Here is a 19,861-nt window from a genome sequence, read left to right on the forward strand (position 1 = left end):
TTAAGCATCTTTTTGAATTGTAAATTGATAAGTTCTATGTTCAATTTTTTGAACATCACCATTAAAAGCATACATCACACCACTAATAAAATCTAATAGCCGTACCCGTTCTCCTTTTGGTAACTTCTCTAAATGAACAATTAATTGCCCTTTTGTCAATAATAAATCAGCCATTTTGGGAGCATCATTATAACTATCAGCAATAAAACCAGTTGTAAGCACACTTGTGTTACTACTAACTTCAGAAGAAGGCTGTACTTCGCTTTCACGTTCAAAATTCACCTTTTGAAAGGGTGATTCTGGGGCAAGAACAGGTTTTGTTAATGGTTGATCTAATGGTTGATCACTATGGACAATTGGTGCGGTTGGGCTATCATTAAAATCAATTCGTGGTTGAGATTCGTAAATACTTCGTTGTTTTTTCTTAAAAATGCTCATTATTATCAACTACGACGAGCAAATGGTGGTAAATCATCATCTTCATCGTCATGTTCAACGACTTGATTATTATTAACATGTTCTCGTCACGCACTAATCTGACGGTTTGCATTCGCTGTTTCACGTTCAACATTTTCAGATAAATTAGTGAAATAACTTGGCCGTTTATGAGCAACATCTTGATCATTGTCATCACTAACCTCAGCATCCCGTGTTGGACGTGGTGCTGGTGCTTCGTATTCTTCCATTGAAGCACGATAATCATTATCTGGATTAGTAAAATTTTGTTCTTCTTCGAACCCAGTTGCGATGACAGTTACAATCATTTCATCATCTAAATGCTCATTAACTGCTGTTCCAAAAATAATATTAACTTCGCCACCAATTGCTTGTTTAACAATATCAACAGCATCATTAGCATCATTTAAGGTTAAGGTATTACCACCAGTAACATTAATAATAGCATCACGAGCACCACGAATTGATGCTTCTAATAACGGAGAAATAATTGCTTTATTAGCAGCTTCAATTGCTTTATCTTTGCCTGAACCAATCCCAATGCCAAATAAAGCATTCCCTTTATTTTTCATCACGGTCTTAATATCTGCAAAGTCTAAATTAATTAAGGATGGTACTGCAATTAAATCAGTAATGGTTTGAACTCCTTGGCGTAAAATATTATCTGCTTCTTTGAATGAATCTTTTAATGGGACACCACCAATTACTTCTAATAGGCGATCATTTGAAATAATAATTAATGAATCAACATGTTTACGTAGTTCTTCGGTTCCTTGAATAGCATAACTATTGCGCGCACGTCCTTCAAATGAAAATGGCGTTGTAATAATTCCAACGGTTAAAGCACCTTGTTCTCTGGCAAGTTTGGCAATAATAGGAGCAGCCCCAGTTCCAGTTCCACCACCCATTCCAGCGGCGACAAAAACCATATCTGCCCCTTTTAAAGCGTCTTTAATTTCCTCTGCTGATTCAATTGCTGCTTGACGACCAACATCAGGATTAGCACCTGCTCCTAGCCCTTTTGATGTTTCTTTACCTAATACAATTTTATTTTTTGACTTTGAAACACTAATAATCTGGGCATCAGTATTAGCAACAATAAATTCAACCCCTTGTACGCCTGCTTCAATCATCCGGTTGACAGCATTATTACCAGCACCACCAATACCGATAACTTTTATTGACGCGACTTGTTCATAATTATCAAAATTGTCCATAACCTTAATTCCTCCATTTTTTATATATTATACTATTTATTTAATATTTTGGTAGTATTTTTGTTGATATTGTTGCGAACCGTTTAAATGCTGGTTACTTAGCGGCATAACCCCTTGTGCCGGGTTAGCATTGCCACCTGGTTTATGATGCTCACCATATTTGTCATTTCGTGGTCCTTTTTTATCACCATTATTATTTAAATAACGAATATAACGATGATCAACCGATTGAATATTTGTTGCACTAACTTTATTTGCTAAATGTTGATAATAAATATTTCCCAATAAGCCAGTACATCATGTTTCTTTTGCTCCTAATGTTGAAGCAATATAAACGGTAACATTTTTATCTTTATTTAACGCCAACAAATTTTCTTTAAACCCACTAATTCGTAAAATTTCACCAACAACAACCACTGGATAGTTATAGCGCCCTAAGCTATTAGCTAACTTTTCACTCAATGTTTCCATTTCTTCTGTTAAAACATGATTAACAATTCGTTTTAAATCATAATGGGTAAAATTTAATTGTGTTTGTTGCTGTTGATCATATTTGCTATAAATAATTAAATTATCTTTACTATTATTATTCAAATTAATAATTTTATATAAATATTTTAGTGCTTGCTTTTTATCACAACTTAAGACATTACGTAATCGCGTAATTATTTTTTTAATCCCACCCGGAATAATAATTTGTTCACATAAAGTTTCACGAACAAAAACATAAGCGATAATATTATCATAATCTCAATTAATAATTGTAATTCCATTTTGCAAATCAACTGGTGATGCAATATTTCACGCAAGACTAAACCCTTCTGGAAGGATACCCATAACTTCAATTTTGGCATATTTAAGTGTCGCAAAAATACTTTGAATAATCTGTTTTTTTGTTACATAAACAATTGCCTTAATACTTACTTTGTGCGCCGCCTGCCTTATTGGTGGCGCTGATAATGCTTTTTGTTCATTAAGAATGTAACGATATGGTCTAATAAAAAAAGCAGTTTCATCATCTAATAAAGGAACTTCTTTTGCTAATGTAATTAATGAATCAATATCATTCTTCGTAATTAGACGATCATGTGTTAAATTTAGCATTTTGGTTGAAGTTTTAATTGTTATATTATTTGCTAAAATACTAATTGCCACCCGTTTAATTACAATTCCTAATTGTCGATTTGCATCTTTAATTAAATTAACTAATTCTTTAGCCACATTTTTTTCATCAATAATGATACCATTATCACAAAAATGATATTCAAGATGCCTTTTATAAAGCACTTTAATTTGTGATTCAGTATAAACACCAACCATAAAACTAAAACTATAATTTTTAATTTCTAACACAGCATATACTTCTTTTAACTTATAATCCACTTCGTTCACCTCCTTTTCAAATTTTAGAATATTATTTTACCCGTTCTAATATTCTTAATTTAGCACTTGTACTTCGATGGTTGTTTGTTTGTTCAGTTACCAAAGGTACAATTGCTTTCTTAGTAATAATCTGATAATCACTTTCAAAATGTGATATTATTGGTAGCTGTTGATTTATTTCATAATTAGGATCTTTTGTTAAACTTTGAAAATATTTTTTAACAATACGATCTTCTAATGAATGAAACGAAATTACAACTAACCGACCATGCACCGCTAATAAAGTTGTTGCTTGTCGTAACGATTCTTGTAAAACAAATAACTCTTGATTTACTTCAATTCGTAATGCTTGAAAAACTCGTTTTGCTGGATGTTTTGCCTTTTTTAAAATCTTTTGTGGCAAACTTTTTTTAATAATTTCAACAAGATGAAAAGTAGTAACAATTTCTTGTTCATTACGAGCAATAACTATGTTTTTTGCAATTACTTTTGCAAATGGTTCTTCACCATAATCTTGAAAAAGTTTTACTAAAGCTTCTTGCGAATAAGTATTAACAATGATTTTTGCTGTTAATCCTTGATGTTGATTCATCCGCATGTCCAATGGACTATCATAGCGATAACTAAAACCACGGTTATCATCATCTAATTGTGGTGATGATACTCCGAGGTCATATAAAATCCCATTAACTGCTTTAACATGTCGTAGTTGTAATTCAGCAGCTAAATTAACAAAATTATTTTTAATAATTTCATAATTACGATATTTACTCTTCTGCAAAATTTCTTCAGAAGCAACAATTGCTGCTTCATCTTGCTCAAAGCAATATAACTTTCCACTTGGAAGATGCTTTAAAATTTCAAGACTATGTCCGGCTCGCCCTAAGGTACAATCAACATAAATTCCATTGTTTTGAACATTTAAACCGGCAATTGCTTCTTGTAATAAGACTGTCTGATGTTTAAATTCCATACGTTAAATTTTTTCCTCAAAATTTTTTGCCGCTTCTTCGATTCCTGGCGCTTGTTCAATGTATACTTCTCAAACTTTCGGATCTCATAATTCTAAGTGGTCATTGTTTCCAATAATAACAACATCTTTTGTAATATTTGCTTTATTTTGCAAAATGGACGAAATTTTAATTCGTCCAGCATTATCGAAAGTAGTTTCATCAGACATTGACATAATTTTTCGTGTCAAAGCTCTTCCTTCGGCTGTGGCTTGTCCAGTTGAAGCAACTTTTTCTGTTCACTTTAACCATTCAGCTTCATTACGAACATCAATACAACCATCAAAACCAAGAGAAATAAAGACTTTATCATCTTTAAACTGTTCTCTCATTTTAGAAGGAATTGTTAATCGTCCTTTATTATCTAATGTATGATTGTAAGTTCCTAATAATGCCATTTTGCCCCATTCTCCCCCACTTTCATACATATTGTATTATACTCTTTCCTATATTGCAACACTTTTCCCAAAAAATTTTTTACAAAAAAATAGCCCTACTACTGGACCAATAATTTAAAGGCTTTTTAAAATAAGATAAATTATAAATACAACATTAGTTAAAAAAAAGAATCTCTTAGAGTGCACCCCAAAAAGTAAGTAAAATAAAAAAAGATTTTGCTAAATTTTTATAGGGGGTGCATTTTTATATGGCAAAAAAAGGACAAAAATATAACAAATATACATCAGAATTTAGAACAAAAATCATTGAGGAAATTAAACAAAAAAGTTGTTGAATAGTAGCAAAACAATATAATATAAATGCAAATACAGTAGAATCTTGATGAGAAAATCATAAAAAAGGAAAATTAAACAATCCTAAAGGACCTAAAATTTCTTTTGGCAAAAGAAATTTAGAATATTATAAAACAAGGTATGAATTATTAAAAAAGCTCCATGACTTTTACAATTAAGCAAACTAAGAATTGTCTCTTTTATTAAACAAAATTTTTGTGAATATTCAATAAAATTATTACTAGAAGTAACAGGGTTAAAACGTAGTTATTGAGATAAATATAAAAATTATGACAGTAGCAAAAAAGATAAAAAAGCAATAAATGATATTGTAAAAGTCTATGAAGAAAATTTAAAACAATTTGGTTATCGAAGAATTACTAAATATTTAAAGGAAGATTATGGTATAAAATATAATTCAAAAAAAGTTTTAAGAATTATGCGTGATAATCAAATACAATCTGAATATGTAAGAAAAATGAGAAGAAAAATGAAATATAAACAGAATAAAGAAAAAAGCTTATTGCAATATCCTGATTTAATTAATCGTAAATTCAATGATATAAAAACAAGGTTTTCAGTACTATATACTGATGTAACATATTTAATTTGAAAAGGAGAAAGATATTATCAATCAACAATTATTGATGGATATACTAAAGAAATAGTTGATGTAAAGTGATCTAAATATAATGACAATAAATTAGTAATGGATAATTTAAATGATGCAATTAATAAAATAAAATTAATAAAAAAAGATCTGAATGGAATAATAATTCACTCAGATCACGGATATCAATATACATCCACTATTTATCACGATAAATGTTTATCTAACGGTATTACAATTTCAATGGGAAAAAATTACCACTGTGCAGATAATATTGTTATAGAAAGTTTTCATTCATTACTTAAGAAAGCTACAATCCATAATAAAATATATAATTCACATGAAGAATATATACAAGATGTTATAAAATGAAATACATGATATTCAAATCGTAAAGAAAAAGATATAATTAAAAAAAGTAAATACTTTTTATTAGTACTTACTAAAATGGGTGCACTCTATCTTGATCCTTCCTATAATTAATTATTATAACCTAATCAACTCTAATAACTTCTTTATCCTTATAATATCCACATTCACGACAAACTCTATGTGGTTTAATTAATGCACCACAATTTTTACATGCTATCAAAGTTGCTTCAACTAATTTAAAATGTGTTCGGCGTTTTCTTTTTGCCTGTTTGGATGTTTTTCGAAATGGTACCGCCATTATTTCTCCTCCTTTGTTGTTTTAACTAATTTTTCGTGTAATTGTTCTCATCGTGAATCAGCTTGAGCTGCTTGATACGCTGCAAATTCTTCCTCAGAAAAAACTTGCCAAGTTGAATCACCACTAATTATTTTATCATTATTTTTAGATAAATTAATAGGAATATTCATAATTATTTCATCTCACGCATATTTTATTATATCAAAATTTTGCTCATTTAAGTAATTAATATCACTTTTTTTATAAAATTTAAAACTATACTCATCATTTCATTTTAAATTAATTGGAACAGCAAAATGTTCTAATGTCTGAGCATCCTCAACAACAACTTCGCCAATAATTGTTGCAACAATATTAATTGCATTAAGATTTGGATGATAAGTAATTATTCCCTTAATATTAACATCTTTGATTCCTCTAATATTAACCGAATAATCTAGTAATTCTGGGCTAATATTTAATGGTATATCGACACTAACTTGCGGTTGTTTAATAAAATCTGTTTCTGTATAAATCATTTTGTTCCCTCATTATTTTATTGACTTTTGTTGCCAAATTTGAATAATCTTACTCTAATAAATCTTTTGTTAAATTATTCATTAATATAATATAATATAATTATACATTTATTTTTATAAAATATAAATGTGCTGTAAAAAATGAGGAGCCAAAATGAAAATTATAACATACGAAAAAGAAAACCAATTAACTGATTTGCAAATTCAATTAATTGAAAAATTAAATAATGACATTCAGAGTGTTCTAGAGTTAACTATTAACGAATTAGCAGATAGTCTTTTCATCAATACTTCGACCTTAAGTCGTTTAATTAAAAAATTGGGGTTTGAAAATTATAGTAAATTTAAAGTATGAGTTGCTGGAAAGTATAATAATATCAAGGAATTTGATATCCAAGAAAATGAGACAACTCTTCATAATATTATTGATAATATTTATAAACTGCATACTTATGCATTAGATGAAACTTATCGAAATTTAAAAGTTAATCAATTAGAAAAATTCATTGATACAATTCATACGAGTGAACGAATTGTTATCTGGGGAATTAGTCGCCATACTTTAATTTGCGAAAATTTAAATTTACACTTAAATGTTTTAAAATATAACTCAACTTATCTTGTTAATTATTATGCCACAATTCAATTAATTGAAACTCTTAGTGAAAATGATTTATTAATTTTAATTTCAAAAAGCTTACAAGATGCTGAATATCATTTCCTAATTGAAATTGCAACAAAACGAAATGTTAAAATTATTTTATTAACAATTAATAAAGAATATAAAGGACCACCTAATTTACAAAAACTAACCTTAGAGAATACTGAAATTCTAAATTTTTATGTTGATAATCCCCGTTATGTTTCACGGTTGATGCTAATTAATATTGTTTTTGGAATGTTAATTGCAAAATATCATCCTACTCATAATGAAGAATATCAAGATTATTATGCAGCCATTGATGAATGACACGAATATATTAAAAAAATAAAATAACTAGTGAACATCTGTTTTAAAGGATAGAGTGCACCCATTTTAGTAAGTACTAATAAAAAGTATTTACTTTTTTTAATTATATCTTTTTCTTTACGATTTGAATATCATGTATTTCATTTTATAACATCTTGTATATATTCTTCATGTGAATTATATATTTTATTATGGATTGTAGCTTTCTTAAGTAATGAATGAAAACTTTCTATAACAATATTATCTGCACAGTGGTAATTTTTTCCCATTGAAATTGTAATACCGTTAGATAAACATTTATCGTGATAAATAGTGGATGTATATTGATATCCGTGATCTGAGTGAATTATTATTCCATTCAGATCTTTTTTTATTAATTTTATTTTATTAATTGCATCATTTAAATTATCCATTACTAATTTATTGTCATTATATTTAGATCACTTTACATCAACTATTTCTTTAGTATATCCATCAATAATTGTTGATTGATAATATCTTTCTCCTTTTCAAATTAAATATGTTACATCAGTATATAGTACTGAAAACCTTGTTTTTATATCATTGAATTTACGATTAATTAAATCAGGATATTGCAATAAGCTTTTTTCTTTATTCTGTTTATATTTCATTTTTCTTCTCATTTTTCTTACATATTCAGATTGTATTTGATTATCACGCATAATTCTTAAAACTTTTTTTGAATTATATTTTATACCATAATCTTCCTTTAAATATTTAGTAATTCTTCGATAACCAAATTGTTTTAAATTTTCTTCATAGACTTTTACAATATCATTTATTGCTTTTTTATCTTTTTTGCTACTGTCATAATTTTTATATTTATCTCAATAACTACGTTTTAACCCTGTTACTTCTAGTAATAATTTTATTGAATATTCACAAAAATTTTGTTTAATAAAAGAGACAATTCTTAGTTTGCTTAATTGTAAAAGTCATGGAGCTTTTTTAATAATTCATACCTTGTTTTATAATATTCTAAATTTCTTTTGCCAAAAGAAATTTTAGGTCCTTTAGGATTGTTTAATTTTCCTTTTTTATGATTTTCTCATCAAGATTCTACTGTATTTGCATTTATATTATATTGTTTTGCTACTATTCAACAACTTTTTTGTTTAATTTCCTCAATGATTTTTGTTCTAAATTCTGATGTATATTTGTTATATTTTTGTCCTTTTTTTGCCATATAAAAATGCACCCCCTATAAAAATTTAGCAAAATCTTTTTTTATTTTACTTACTTTTTGGGGTGCACTCTAAGGATGTTCTTTTTATATAAAAAATAAACCAAGTTCTAATTAAAAGGATTAAGATTTAGTGTTCATAAATTACCTTAATCCTCAAATACATAAATTTTTTTCTAGCGAATTTGTAATTGTAATTTCTTCAAATTCATTTTAATTTGTTCAAATTGTTGGTTAATATCTGTTTCAGTTAGCTGTTTTGCCATATCATTAAATGTAAAACTAATTGTTAAAGCAACATGATTAGGCATTTCTTTATGATCAAAATACTGGTCAATCACTTTTATTGCAACAACATTTTTAACTCCTGTTAAAATCTTTTTCTTAATTTGTTCATAGGTTACTGTTACTGGTACTCAAATTGAAATGTCACGACTACTTGTACTAAATTTAGAAGGCGGTGTGAAAAATGTTTGTTTCTTATGCGGATAATTAAACATTACTTCAAAATTAATTTCACCAAAATAAGTTGTAGTTTTTAAATCAACTTCTTTTTGATAACTAGGATGAATCACACCAATAATTGCTAATAATTGTTTTTCTAAAAAAACATGACTAGTTTGATAAGGATGGTAAATTTTTTTTTTGGTGCTGATTGATATGATAATTCATCAATATCAATTTGTTCACTTTGCAAATAAGATTCCAATAAACTTTTAATATAATAATACGAATTAGAAAGACTATCGCCTGTTATTTTATTTTGAACAATTTCTGCTTGACTTACAAATGCCCCATGATAATAACTTTTCTCATTTACATAAATTTTTTCAACAGTAAATAACTTAACATTTTTTTGATTTCGAGCATTATTATATTTAACACTGTTTAATAAACTATTTGTTAAACTTAACCGCATTATGGCATGTTCTTCCGATAATGGCGATAGTAATTGATATGGTTTTTGATAATTAAAAAAGTTAAAATGAGTAATTTCTTCTTGTTTAACTAGCGCATATGTTTTTGCCTGATAAAAACCATTATTTAAAAAGAAAGTTTCAAAATTTTTAATTGTTTTTTCAGTAGGACGTTTAGCCTTAACTAAATTTGGTAAGACTGGTGGTTGAGCAACAATGTTATTATAACCAAATAACCGGGCAATTTCTTCAATCAAATCAGCTTTCTGAAAAATATCGGTACGAGTTACTGGTGGTGTCACAAATAATTGTTCACCTTCTGTTTTAAATTGGAAAGCTAATGATTCTAATAAAGCTTTAATTTCTAATAAGGTAAAAGAATGACCGATAAATTGATTAATCTCAAGTAAAGTAATGTTAATTGGCTCAACTGTTTTCTTATATTCTTTAATAAAGTTTAAAACTGATAACTCGGCTAAAAAACCATTAATTTTTAATAAATACAAATAACGTGATAATCCTAAGCCAACAGTAGCATAACTAAGGGGTTTGATATAACGTTGTAAATTAATGTTACTAATACCAACTTTTCGTTGTTGTTGACGCATTATAATATGATTTAAATGGAGTGCTAACACTGTTATCTCCGTTGTTGTAGCACTAATAGCATAAGTCGGATTAACGCGAACACCAATTAATTCTACAAATTCATTCCCATCAAGAACTACTAAATCACCTTTTTTAATATTAAAAGTTTTATTTTCATAATCATCAGTAATTTTTAAAGGGTTTTTAATTTTATTAAAATCATAAAGTAATAATGGTTGCCCTGTTTCAAGGGTTGCTTTAATTGCTAAATCGCCAAATGGATCTGCTACATTTGATTGATATTCATTAATTTTTAACCAAATTCGATCTGATAATTTTAGCGGAGTTTTTTCTGGCGTTAATTTAATATTAACACTAATTGCTGATTCAACTGCTGATGTTGAAATTTCTACTTTTAATGGATTTTGATATTCTTTTAAATTTTCTGTTGATTCTAATTCTAACGGAAATAATTCACGTTTAAAATAGTGGGCTAATTCACGGGCTAATTCATAAGCACTTAAGCAATCACTGCGGTTTAATGTTAAATCAATCTCAAACAAATAATCAGTTAAACCAATTTTAGTTAAAGCATCTTCAGCACCAATCATATCATATGAACCTTCTTTTTCATTAAAAGTTAAAATAATTTCATCTTGTTCGGCTGGCGTTAAATATTTTTCAGCAATTCCTAATTCACTTAGTGAACACATCATTCCTTCCGAAGCATATCCTTTAATTTCACGTTTTGCAATTTTTGTGCCATCGGCTAACACTGCCCCTGGACGAGCAACGACAACATATCCATTTTCCGCTGGGTTACTAGCTCCGCAAACAATTGGATCAACTAATTCTTGTCCTGTATCAACTAGACAAAACTTTAAATGCGTATCAGGAATTTCATTAACAACTTGAATTCGACCACAAACAATATTACTATTACGATCAAAATTATGCGTACGTTCTACTTCAAACCCTAAACTATTTAAAACAGCAACAATATCAGCATTACTAATATCAGTAAAATCAATATATTTATTTAATCATCTTCTTGTAATAATCATTTTAAACCTCCTAATCAAATTTCTTAAATTGTTTTAAAAAGCGGATGTCATTTGTATAAAAACAACGAATATCATCAATCCCATATTTTAACATCGCAATTCGTTCAATCCCAATGCCAAAGGCAAAGCCAGTTAATGTTGGATCTTGTCCACATGCTTGATAAACAAGCGGATTAATCATCCCAGAGCCCATAATCTCAATTCAACCAGTTTGCTTGCAAATTGAACAACCTTTACCTTGACAATTAACACAAGTAACATCAACTTCAACAGATGGTTCTGTAAATGGAAAAAAACTTGGCCGTAAACGGATTTGTGTTGCTTCACCAAACATCCGTTGACAAAAGTATTGAATTGTTCATTTTAAATTAGCAAAAGTGATATTTGGGGCAACTAAAAACCCATCAACTTGCATAAATTGATGTGAATGTGTAGCATCATCATCATCACGGCGATAAGTATTTCCAGTTGAAATCATTGCAATTATTTCATTTTTACTTTTCATCTGTGAAATTGCACGGGCTGTCATATTGGTACAGTGTGTTCGTAATAATGTGTTTTTAGACAAATAAAATGTATCTTGCATATCACGAGCTGGATGTCCTAATGGTAAATTTAAGCGTTGAAAATTATATTCATCATCATCAACTTCAGTTCCAAACACAATATCATATCCTAATTCTTGAAATAATTGCGAAATTTCATCAATAACTTGGTTTAATGGATGCTTTGTTGCTAATACTAAATTATATCCTGGTAATGATAAATCAATTTTTTCTTGTTCAATTGTCGCAATTAATAAAGCATTTTCTAATTCGGTTTTTTTAACTTGACATAATTCAGTTAATTCTCCTTTAATTTGATTTGCTTTTTGACCAATTGTTAAACGTTCTTGATGTGTTAAATCTTTCATTTTTTTCAATAAATCATTCAACATTGATTTTTTCCCTAAATATTTTAATTGAACGGCATTAACTTCCGCCACTGTTTTTGCTGCTTTAATGTTTTTTGTTGCTTGGGTAAATAATAAGTCTAATTCTTTTTCCATTGTTTAATCCTTTCTTGCTGAAGTCTAATTAAGTTAGAAAAATCCTTGTCTATATTAAAAAATATAAACAAGGAGCAATTTCTTACGGTACCATCCTTTTTTTACTAATAAATAGTCTTAATTACAGTTAACGAATTATTAATATTAATAATCCGGCTGGGATTAGCAGCTCTCATTAGGTGAATTCCTTAATATCTCACCAGTTATTTGCACCAATCATAACCTCTCTGACGATAAGCATATTAATTACTATTCCTAAATCAACGATTTAATCTGAAATTTTATAATTTTATTATAACCTATTTTACTCAGTTAATTCATTTAGTTTTTGTTTTTTTACTAAATACATAGATAATAGTCATGATAGAACTAAAATAATACTAATAATAGTCCCAACTTTTAATGGTGTTTGTCAATTTAATGGTAAATTAATAACAAATTTAAACTGTTCTAAAATAATGTTAACAGCAAAGTACCAAATTAGTAAGGAAATAACATATGCCAGGAAGAAGGTAAATAAAACACCAAAAACATAATTACCAATTACAATAAAGTTTACTTGCCGTGGTTTATATCCTAAGGCTCGCATTGTTAAAATAACTGAGCTAGCTTCATCAATTACCGAAGAAGTAATAACTGCTAAAATAATAAAAATAATAATTCCATTTAATATTTGTAAAATTAACAATGAATCATTTAACATCCCCAAGCCTGCCGATGCTAATAATTTTTGCAAGGTAATTAATTCAACATTATTTGGACCCGTAAAGATATTAATATCACTACCATCACTAGTTATTGTTGTCATAATTTTTCCTAATTCTGCCATAATATCATGGTTAAAAATATTAATTGTTAAGTTTTGCAATGTAATCTTATAATCTTGTTTCCCCATTAGCAATTCTTTTGGGTTGATCTTATCATAAATCATTTTTTCCTTAGAAATAACTCCATCATAAAAATCATTTGGGACTGGTTTTTCGTTAAAATCATAAAATAAAAACCGAATAGTATTAGCATTAATAAAAACATTGCTTCGTGTTGTATCATTTTTATTAATTCCCTTTACAACAATTGATATATTATACGGAGATCTTACATTTTTAACAGTAAATTCAAAAGTGTCATTAATTTTTAAATTATTTAATTTAGCTATTTTTTCTGAAATAATTGCAGGAATTTGTGTTCTTGTTAATGGTGCTGCAAACAATTCGTTAATAACCGTTTTGTTAACACCTTCCATTTGATAAAACTTTGTCCAAGTATTTGGTTCAATCCCTTTTAAATTAAGATCACTAATTACTGCTGTTTCACGATTACTTGGAGTTACAGCTAAATTAAGAACTGACAATTCAGTTTGAGGATTATAATACAATGTATTAAAACTAACAACTGTCTTAATATGTGTCTGGTCAATCAGATTACTTAAATTAACAATATTTTTTCCTCAATCTGGTAAATTTCCTCCTTTTATATTTGTTATATCTTTAACAACTTGAATTAAATCAGTTAAATAAACTGACTGATAAATTGGCTGATAAAGAAAGAGTTTTTGTCATAATTCCATATCCATCGGATTATGATGAATGGCTGTTGCTAATGCATTAAATTTTGCTAATGAAACAGCTTGGGTTTGTTCAACATCACTTGTTGGTAACACTCGAAAATGATTATTATTTATTAATTTTAATTTTTCTTCTCCTGTTGGAGTTCGATGCCTTGTTGCCATTGTTAATAAATTTGGAAATTGGAAGCGATGGTCAACATCTTTTTGATAAACATTACTAAACAAATAAACAATTTGTCGAAAAATATCAGATGCATTAAATTGAATGATAAAGAGTAATGAAGAAATAAAGAAAATAAACATTACAATCATTCATTTTCAAAATCCTTTTAAAGTAAATGCTAATTGAATTCGAAACAAGAAACTTGTTTTACTAAAAATTTTTTTAATCCCAATTATTAAACCATAAAAATGCATTTTTCCAGCACCATTAATTAATACTAAACTTGGTTTTTTTAAATAACTCATTGTAAATAAAAATGATAAAGTAGTAAAAAAGATGGGGATAACTAAAAACAAAATTAGCATAAATCATCAGGAAACATAAATTAATTTAAATGGAATTAATAATCCTGTTGTATATAATGTATTAACATATAACTGAATAGGAATACTAACACAATATCCTAAGATAATACCAAATAGCATCGTGACAAAAAACTTTGTTGAAAAAATTCATGATAATTCCGTTGTTTGATAACCAAAAGCTTTAAAAATTCCAATTTGGCGACGAGTTTTATTCATCTCTTTTTTTATTGTATAATTAATAAAAATAAAACCTAAAAATAACAACACCAAACCAATTGCACTATACAAAATAATTTGAATATTAATATTTTGCGTTTGCATTGCAATATCACTATTTTCATATGGAATTAAAGTTGCTGTTGGATTAATATAACCCTGTGCTAAATTTTCTTTTAAAGTTAAAATTGCATTTGTTGAATTTAATTTAATTAAAATTTTTTGTCTTGGGTTTAAAGTAATATTCCCTAACTCACCACGAACATTTGCATTTTGCAATTGAGTTTGGAAACGCTCAGTTGTAAATAACACACCGTATTTCCGAATATCATTGCTACTATTAATTTTTAAACTTGTCCGCTTAATAAAATTATCTAAATTATTTCCAATTCCAACAATTTTTAAATTAAATTTTGGGTTGTTCGAAATGACTGGAAAAATATCTCCAATTTTTAAATGATTTTGCTCTGCAAATAAACTACTAACAACCGCTTCATCATCTACTGTTGGCAACTGTCCTTGGTATAATTTCAATTGGTTAAAATTAACGGCGGCTGTCTGTTCTAGATTTTGTACTACATTTTGTACTACCGCAGGAGTAATCTTTAAAGTATAATTTGAACCGCTTTCTTGTTTAAAAGAAATAGCTTCAAAAACACCAACAGAATATTCTGGCAAAGTTTTTTGTCGTAATAACCGTGTTACCATTTCTTTTGGTTGGTTTCAATTAAATTTTTTAAAATAAAGATAGCCAATCGGATTAACACCATCAATATTTTGCTTCATTCCTCGATATTGCGCAACTTTTGCTAATTTAGTAATAATTTGACTTGTTGAACAAATTTGCTGTAATTCTGGACTTGCAAGAGTACCACACACACTTTTTGTTGTTTTTCACCAACTACTGTTTTCATTTAAAATTGCTTGGGGAAATCCTGTAACATTAATTTCTTGCTTATTTTTATCAATAAACTTATTATGTAAATAATAATCTTCCATAAAATTAGGTTTATAATCTTCAACACTAAAATTATAATCTCATTGTTCAGATGTATATACTAAATCATTATATTTTATTTTATATTGTAAAGCACCTGATAAAATTCCGGCAATTGTTGCAATAATAATGATAATAAAAAGAATTAAACCTCCGGCTTCAATTCAATTTTTAAAATATGATTTTAAATAACTTTTTAAAATTTGGCGCATTATTATTCTCCATCTTTCATTTTAATCAATTATAACAAATTTAAAAGTTATCGAAATAATCAAAATAACTATTTTTGAAATTAAGCGAATCGTCACTTCCAATAAGTTCTGCTAATACAAAACCAATTTGATCAATAATGTCTGTTGGTAACACTGGTTTTTTGTATTGTGAAATTTCATCACCAGCTAACCCATGTAAATACGTTCCAACAATTGCTGCTTCAAACAATTCATAACCTTGACCAACTAAACTAGCAATTAAACCAGTTAGCGTATCACCCATGCCAGCAACAGCCATATATGGATTACCGGTACCGTTAATATACACGCGATTACCATCCGTAATAATTGATTGATATCCTTTTAAAACAACAATAATTTTATACTTATTAGCAAATTCTTTTGCAATATTAATTCGATTACTTAAAATTTCTGGCACACTTTTATTAATTAAACGTGATAATTCCAATGCATGGGGTGTTAAAATTGCTCGTCCACGTAATTTACGTAATAATGAGACATCTAGAACATTAATTCCATCAGCATCAACAACAATTGAACCTTTATAATTATCTAAAATATAATTTAAAATATTATATGTCCGTTCTGTTTTTCCTTTTCCCATTCCATAGGCAACTACATTAACTTTGTTTGTTAATAAATCTAAAATTCGGGCTCGATCAGAAGCATCACAAAACGTAATTTCTGGAGCAGTATTATTGGTTTTTCCTAATAATTCTGGGGATAATGCTCAAATTACTAGACCAATTCCAGCATTTAATGCCATATTAGCAACTAAAGTCCCAGCATTTAAATATTCTAAACTTGAAGCAAAAATAAGTAAATTTTTATAAATGCCTTTGTGTGAAATTAGTGAGCGGGAATGTAATTGGACACTATCCGTATAAAATAAGTTGTTATCAATTAATTTTGTGCAAATCCTATTAATTTCTTGCTTATGAAACTCCAATTGTCATACAACAACCTTTCCTAAGTAAGGAATAATATCATAATTAATAAAAGCTGATTTATAAGTAAAAAAAGTAACAGTTTTATTAGCCTTAATTGCAATTGTTGGAATTGTTGCACTATCATTTTCAATTCCACTTGGAATATCACATGCTAAAACATATTTTTGACTTTCATTAACTTTTTTAATAATTTCAGCAATGGCAGGTGGCATTTTTCCATGATAACCAATACCAAAAATGCAATCAATAATAATATCAGTTCATAAAATTACTGCCTCAATATTATCATCAAGAAAGGTCATTGTTACATTTCGAAACTTTTTAACTAATGAATAATAATATGCCACTTCTGGGGTTTTAGCAGTATCAAAGGTTTTTTTATCAGTGCAAATATGAATATGGATCTTTTTTGTTCCATCATAATCACTAATTAATTTTGCTAAACAAAAACCATCCCCACCATTATTACCAATGTTAGCTAAAATTAAAAAACTATGAACTGCTAAATTCAAATGATGAAATAAACCTTCGGCTGCTTTCGCCATTAATTTAACTGCTGAAATATCAAATTGATTAAAAATAAAATTTTTAAGATTTTTAGTGTCTTGTTGATTACTAATATAAAGCATATTTCTTAACTCCTTACTTATTTATGTTAAATTAAAAAGAAAACCATATTAGATTCCTGGTTTTTTTAAAATTTCAACTTTTTCACGATAATTTGGCATATATTTTTCAACATGATATCAAAACTCCTTAGAATGATTATGATGAACTAAATGTGATAATTCATGAATAATTACATATTCCAATACTGTCGGATCAAAATGAATTAACTTTGTATTTAAAACAATTTTTTCCGTTTGTGGATAACACACACCTCATTTACGAACCATTGCTTTAATTGTTAAATTTTTATAAGATAAATTCATTATTGTTACTCATTTATTTAATAACTGTTCAAATTTATAACTAAATTTTTGTTTTAAAAAATGGTGTAACTTTTTAACATTTTCATCATAACTACCAGCATCTTTTAATAAAAAATATTGTCGATTAATAATTTTTGTATGAATATTTTCATTGGTTAATTGCAACGGATATTTTTCATTAAAAACATAAACATAACCTATTCCGTTTGGATTAATGACAATCTTTCGATAATTATCGTGAACATTAATTACCGTAATAATTTTTTTAATATTTTTATAAATTAGAGCTTCAATTTCCCAATCATGGGCATAACTAGGGGCCGATACTTTAATTTTGCCATTATTAACATTCAACACAATATTCTTCTGTTTTTTAATAATTAAATCATATTTAATTAAGTTGCCCTGATATGGTAGCACTTTTTCCAATGCCATGCTATTCCTCCCCCTATCATAAATATGGATTAATTAATGATTATCATCTATTTTATCATCATTTTCATTTTCATTCTCAAAATTATGGTGTAAATCCGATGATTGTAAAGAATTATTAGTTGCTGGTTTTTTTGTAATATCTTCACGGTATTTTTTTTCTGCTGTTCAAATTTTATCAATATCACCTAAAAAAACTTTACCATCATAAGAACTATCAACACGGGCATTGGGATTAATGCGTTGCTTACCACTTGGTTTTGGAACCGAACCAATTCATTCCGCTAATTCTGTTTTATCTAATGACATATGTTGTTTTGATTTTGGAATAATAATTGAATCATAGGCATTGAAATTTCCTTTTGAAGGCGAAGCTTCCGCACTAAAAATAGGGGCTGAATAATCACGATGTTTAATAATATCACCTTTTTTTACAAAATCACCTTCTTGTTCAACAAGTAATCCTGCTGGTGATTCATCAACAATTCCTTTTCCCTCTTTAATTGTGCGTAAATATTGGCCTTCTGCACCAACACGAATTGTTGGTTTTGAATTATCAGAATTATTATCTTCTTCCTCTGAAACAAGATGTGCTTCACCTTGCTCATGAAAAAGAGCATTCCGAGCCATTTTTGCTTTCAATAATGCCATTTTTGCTTTTAAATCATTTGTTGTTGCAACTGATTTGTTGTTAAAAGGAGTTTTTGTTTCTTCAATAGGAGTAAGTTCAGCTTGATTAACCATTTCTTTTTGTGGTGTTAACCCACGAGCACCAATTTTATCAGTTTCAAAATTAATCGCTGTTAAACGATTTTTTTGATCTTGTGTTAATGATTTTGCTTTTCGTGTTGTATGATAATAAGCTATTGCAAATCAACTACCAAAGAAGGTTAAGACTGGTCCAATAAATAGTAAAATAAAACCTGAATTAATTGGTAAATTTAACTTAAAAATATTTAAACCAGTTTTAGCACTTATTGGTTGACCAGCAAACACAACAGCCATTATTAATAAAATGCAAGATATTAATCCAATAACAAAAGCGCCACTTATGCCAAAAATTTTATAACCATTATTTTTTGAAAAATAATTTGGAATTAAATACAGCAATACTAAAAAACTAGAAATTCCAATTAAAATCCCCCCAACTAATTCTGGGTTTGCCATCACATTATGATATACTGTCATATTTGAAAACTGTAAAACTAAAAGAGCAATATCGTGTAATAGCATATCTGCAGAATTATAAAGGAACATTTGATTATTAATTTTATTTGCTAGCATAATTAATATTCCGAACAGTAACGCACTAAAAATTCCGCCAATTGTTAAGAAAGTTAATGACACTCTACGTAATTTCTCCATTTTTTTCACCTATCTTTTAACCATAACAAACCATACATATATTATTTAGGTATATACCGTAATTATACCCTATTTCTATCAAAACCAATAATAAAATGTAAAAATCGTTTGTTATTTATCATTTTAATTAAAACAAAATCCAACAGAAAAAACAATTTAAAATTTTAAAAATAAAAAAGATACTAGTTTTAATTTAAAACTAGTATCATTTCACATAATTGAAACACAACTTTCACTCAGGGTAATGTTTATTAT

The 19,861-nt window shown here is 27.8% G+C and carries 19 protein-coding genes; 3 read left to right on the plus strand and 16 right to left on the minus strand.

The window, feature by feature from the left end:
- Genes AACL22_RS03175 through mraZ form a run of 5 tightly spaced genes read right to left on the minus strand, consistent with a single transcriptional unit; the run spans nucleotide 1 to nucleotide 4,464 of the window.
- Nucleotides 1–438 carry a cell division protein SepF gene (locus AACL22_RS03175; RefSeq protein ID WP_338989571.1) on the minus strand — a complete coding sequence of 146 codons (438 nt, stop codon included), beginning with the start codon at nucleotides 436–438 and terminating at the stop codon, nucleotides 1–3.
- 2 nt (nucleotides 439–440) lie between these two features.
- Entirely contained in the window at nucleotides 441–1,673 is a 1,233-nt protein-coding gene (gene ftsZ / locus AACL22_RS03180) for a cell division protein FtsZ (protein WP_338989572.1), read from the minus strand.
- 36 nt (nucleotides 1,674–1,709) lie between these two features.
- Nucleotides 1,710–3,056 carry a cell division protein FtsA gene (locus tag AACL22_RS03185; protein ID WP_338989573.1) on the minus strand — a complete coding sequence of 449 codons (1,347 nt, stop codon included), beginning with the start codon at nucleotides 3,054–3,056 and terminating at the stop codon, nucleotides 1,710–1,712.
- A gap of 31 nt (nucleotides 3,057–3,087) precedes the next feature.
- Complete coding sequence (gene rsmH / locus AACL22_RS03190) at nucleotides 3,088–4,029, minus strand: 16S rRNA (cytosine(1402)-N(4))-methyltransferase RsmH (RefSeq protein WP_338989574.1); 942 nt, start codon at nucleotides 4,027–4,029, stop codon at nucleotides 3,088–3,090.
- 3 nt (nucleotides 4,030–4,032) lie between these two features.
- Nucleotides 4,033–4,464, minus strand: coding sequence for a division/cell wall cluster transcriptional repressor MraZ (mraZ, locus tag AACL22_RS03195; protein ID WP_338989575.1), 432 nt, complete (start codon nucleotides 4,462–4,464; stop codon nucleotides 4,033–4,035).
- Between the two features lie 248 nt (nucleotides 4,465–4,712).
- Here mraZ and AACL22_RS03200 point away from each other — a divergent pair, with 248 nt between their 5' ends.
- Nucleotides 4,713–4,976: a hypothetical protein gene (locus AACL22_RS03200; protein ID WP_338989576.1), complete on the plus strand. Its 264-nt coding sequence runs from the start codon at nucleotides 4,713–4,715 to the stop codon at nucleotides 4,974–4,976.
- A 140-nt stretch (nucleotides 4,977–5,116) separates the two neighbouring features.
- A complete protein-coding gene (locus AACL22_RS03205; protein WP_338992979.1) occupies nucleotides 5,117–5,890 on the plus strand; it encodes an IS3 family transposase in 774 nt (257 codons plus the stop codon).
- 10 nt (nucleotides 5,891–5,900) lie between these two features.
- On the opposite strand, the gene rpmF is transcribed toward AACL22_RS03205, so the two are convergent.
- Together rpmF and AACL22_RS03215 are read right to left on the minus strand one after the other, a co-directional pair.
- Nucleotides 5,901–6,077, minus strand: coding sequence for a 50S ribosomal protein L32 (gene rpmF / locus AACL22_RS03210; protein ID WP_338989577.1), 177 nt, complete (start codon nucleotides 6,075–6,077; stop codon nucleotides 5,901–5,903).
- Complete coding sequence (locus tag AACL22_RS03215; RefSeq protein WP_338989578.1) at nucleotides 6,077–6,595, minus strand: DUF177 domain-containing protein; 519 nt, start codon at nucleotides 6,593–6,595, stop codon at nucleotides 6,077–6,079. Before AACL22_RS03215 ends, rpmF begins: the two co-directional genes overlap by 1 nt.
- Before the next feature lie 154 nt (nucleotides 6,596–6,749).
- Here AACL22_RS03215 and AACL22_RS03220 point away from each other — a divergent pair, with 154 nt between their 5' ends.
- A complete protein-coding gene (locus AACL22_RS03220; RefSeq protein WP_338989579.1) occupies nucleotides 6,750–7,592 on the plus strand; it encodes a MurR/RpiR family transcriptional regulator in 843 nt (280 codons plus the stop codon).
- Here AACL22_RS03220 and AACL22_RS03225 read toward each other — a convergent pair.
- From AACL22_RS03225 to AACL22_RS03265, 9 genes are all read right to left on the minus strand, one after another.
- Nucleotides 7,544–8,542 (minus strand): IS3 family transposase, encoded by a 999-nt coding sequence (locus tag AACL22_RS03225; protein WP_338992980.1) that lies wholly within the window; start codon nucleotides 8,540–8,542, stop codon nucleotides 7,544–7,546. The genes AACL22_RS03220 and AACL22_RS03225 overlap by 49 nt on opposite strands.
- Nucleotides 8,509–8,772: a hypothetical protein gene (locus tag AACL22_RS03230; RefSeq protein WP_338989576.1), complete on the minus strand. Its 264-nt coding sequence runs from the start codon at nucleotides 8,770–8,772 to the stop codon at nucleotides 8,509–8,511. The genes AACL22_RS03225 and AACL22_RS03230 overlap by 34 nt, the downstream gene beginning before the upstream one ends.
- Nucleotides 8,773–8,945: 173 nt before the next feature.
- Nucleotides 8,946–9,479: a hypothetical protein gene (locus AACL22_RS03235; protein ID WP_338992981.1), complete on the minus strand. Its 534-nt coding sequence runs from the start codon at nucleotides 9,477–9,479 to the stop codon at nucleotides 8,946–8,948.
- On the minus strand, nucleotides 9,371–11,338 hold the full coding sequence (gene pheT / locus AACL22_RS03240; protein ID WP_338989580.1) for a phenylalanine--tRNA ligase subunit beta: 1,968 nt from the start codon (nucleotides 11,336–11,338) through the stop codon (nucleotides 9,371–9,373). The genes AACL22_RS03235 and pheT overlap by 109 nt, the downstream gene beginning before the upstream one ends.
- 10 nt (nucleotides 11,339–11,348) lie before the next feature.
- The gene (pheS, locus tag AACL22_RS03245; protein WP_338989581.1) at nucleotides 11,349–12,386 is read right to left on the minus strand and encodes a phenylalanine--tRNA ligase subunit alpha; all 1,038 of its coding nucleotides are present in this window, start codon (nucleotides 12,384–12,386) and stop codon (nucleotides 11,349–11,351) included.
- A gap of 304 nt (nucleotides 12,387–12,690) precedes the next feature.
- Entirely contained in the window at nucleotides 12,691–15,906 is a 3,216-nt protein-coding gene (locus tag AACL22_RS03250; protein WP_338989582.1) for an ABC transporter permease, read from the minus strand.
- Between the two features lie 40 nt (nucleotides 15,907–15,946).
- On the minus strand, nucleotides 15,947–17,506 hold the full coding sequence (locus AACL22_RS03255; RefSeq protein ID WP_338989583.1) for an NAD(P)H-hydrate dehydratase: 1,560 nt from the start codon (nucleotides 17,504–17,506) through the stop codon (nucleotides 15,947–15,949).
- A gap of 48 nt (nucleotides 17,507–17,554) precedes the next feature.
- Entirely contained in the window at nucleotides 17,555–18,244 is a 690-nt protein-coding gene (locus tag AACL22_RS03260; RefSeq protein ID WP_338989584.1) for a SprT family zinc-dependent metalloprotease, read from the minus strand.
- Between the two features lie 33 nt (nucleotides 18,245–18,277).
- Nucleotides 18,278–19,606: an MFS transporter gene (locus tag AACL22_RS03265; RefSeq protein ID WP_338989585.1), complete on the minus strand. Its 1,329-nt coding sequence runs from the start codon at nucleotides 19,604–19,606 to the stop codon at nucleotides 18,278–18,280.
- Between the last annotated feature and the right edge of the window lie 255 nt (nucleotides 19,607–19,861).

It is taken from the genome of Spiroplasma endosymbiont of Seladonia tumulorum, from assembly GCF_964020235.1.
In the GTDB taxonomy this organism is placed as follows: Bacteria; Bacillota_I; Bacilli_A; order Mycoplasmatales; family Mycoplasmataceae; genus Spiroplasma.